Consider the following 1,227-nt stretch of genomic DNA (forward strand, 5'->3'; position numbering starts at 1 on the left):
CCCGGTGCCGACGGCACCGGCCGACGAAGGAGGCCGGGGCCGGCGAGCACGCACCGGGCCACCAACACCGCCACGCCGCCAGGCGTGTCCGCTACCGCCACGACGGCGCCCCGCCCTGGCCGGCTCGGCGGGGGCGGGGCGGCGTCTCAGAACAGGGCCGCTTCCTCGTACTCGTACGTGGTCGCCGTCGGCTTGGGCACGGGCACGGCGGCTCGGGGGGTGGACACGAAGCGCGGGGCGGGGACTGGCAACAGACCCTCTCCCGCGTCCTCGAAGTCCGCGAACACCACCTCTGTGCGCGGGCTGACGCCTCGCCATCCGTCCTCGTAGGCGGACGTGTCGATGCCCACGCGGGAGCAGAGGGTGATTCCGGTCTCCCGGTGGAAGCGCTCGTACGCGGTGCTGCGCTGCTCCTCGTAGCTGTGGACTCCCGCGATCTTGAACGGCGCGGACATCTGCGGCACGAGGAACACCCCCTTCCTCGCGAGGGTCGACGCGATGTCCATGACGTGGAACTCGAAGTTCGGGCCTCGGTACCTCGGCCCGTTCCCGCTCCGCTCCACACGGCCGAAGGGAGGGTTGGCCACCGCGTAGTCGAACCGCCCCAGCGTCTTCGGGTCCAGGGTGAAGACGTCCGCGCAGATCCAATGCGCCTCGGGCACGACCTTCCGTCCCACCTCGACGTATGCCGGGTTCTTCTCGACACACACCACCTCGCGCGGCGGCCTCCCCTCGAACCTCCTGTGCCACTTGTCCTGCACGGCCCACGCCAGACGGCCGATCCCCGCGCACAGGTCGATGACCCGCTCCCCGTTCACCTCCAGCCGGAGGTCGAGCGCCAGATCCTCCGGGGTGAAGAACGCTCCGTCCAGGGAGTTGCTGGTCGTGCTGGACTCCTGCCAGTGGTCGAGCACGGTTTCCCGCTCCTCCTCCGTCAAGTCGCGGTTCAGCTTGACCAGCCGCGACGCCTCGCGGTGCAGTCGCTCTTGCTCCTTGGTCAGCTTCGCCATCACGCTCTCCCTGGTGTTGAAGGTTCGGGGTTCGTCGTCCGGGGCTGCCATCCCCTTCCGACATCACTAATTCTGCCTTATTTAGGGGTCCGGGTCCACTTGAAACGGGCCTCGCCGGGCGGCGTCCGCCACGGCTCCGCCCGGTGGGCGGGGGCTCCCCTCGGTCGGTCGGGCAGGCTCGCCCGTACCCGGGTTCCGGCGGGGGTGCCAGGCTCGC

Annotated in this window: 1 protein-coding gene; it reads right to left on the bottom strand. The window is 70.3% G+C overall.

From position 1 onward, the window contains the following. Window positions 1-146 precede the first annotated feature (146 nt). Complete coding sequence (locus IG54_RS0137230; protein ID WP_030795634.1) at window positions 147-1,010, bottom strand: hypothetical protein; 864 nt, start codon at window positions 1,008-1,010, stop codon at window positions 147-149. Window positions 1,011-1,227: the final 217 nt, after the last annotated feature.

This window comes from Streptomyces sp. NRRL S-920, assembly GCF_000717945.1.
GTDB lineage: Bacteria > Actinomycetota > Actinomycetes > Streptomycetales > Streptomycetaceae > Streptomyces > Streptomyces alboniger.

What these genes read in the sequence shown, in the direction of transcription:
- IG54_RS0137230 (WP_030795634.1), bottom strand. Translation starts at nt 1,010, where the DNA reads ATGGCGAAGCTGACCAAGGAGCAAGAGCGACTGCACCGCGAGGCGTCG.